This window comes from Brevundimonas sp., from assembly GCF_023259385.1.
In the GTDB taxonomy this organism is placed as follows: domain Bacteria; phylum Pseudomonadota; class Alphaproteobacteria; order Caulobacterales; family Caulobacteraceae; genus Brevundimonas.
Window position 1 is genome coordinate 3,251 of sequence record NZ_JAHFPF010000309.1, and the last position, 458, is coordinate 3,708.

Here is a 458-nt window from a genome sequence, read left to right on the forward strand (position 1 = left end):
CCGTCACGGCCCTGGTGCTGTGCCTGCCCATGCTGGGCGTGCTGGGCTGATCAGCCGAACTCGGCCTCGAGATCCGCCAGGCGTGCGGCCTGGTCCTCGGCGATCAGGGCGTTCAGCATGGGGTCCAGATCGCCTTCCAGGATCTGGGGCAGGCTGTGCAGGGTCAGGCCGATGCGGTGGTCGGTCACCCGGCCTTGCGGAAAGTTGTAGGTGCGAATCCGCTCGGACCGGTCGCCCGACCCGACCTGGGATTTGCGCGAGTCGGCGCGTGCCAGATCCTTGGCCTGGCGCTGCATGTCGTACAGGCGGACCCGCAGGTTCTTCATCGCCTTGTCGCGGTTCACATGCTGCGATTTCTCGGAGCTGGTGGCCACGATCCCGGTTGGAAGGTGGGTGATCCGCACGGCCGAGTCGGTCTTGTTGACGTGCTGGCCGCCCGAGCCGGAGGCGCGGAAGGT

1 protein-coding gene is annotated in these 458 nt (G+C 67.5%); it reads right to left on the reverse strand.

Annotation, left to right across the window (positions count from 1 at the left end; genetic code table 11):
* Nucleotides 1–50 precede the first annotated feature (50 nt).
* On the reverse strand, nt 51–458 hold a 408-nt coding region (locus tag Q0C81_RS17350), incomplete at its 5' end, for a peptide chain release factor-like protein (protein WP_291840943.1).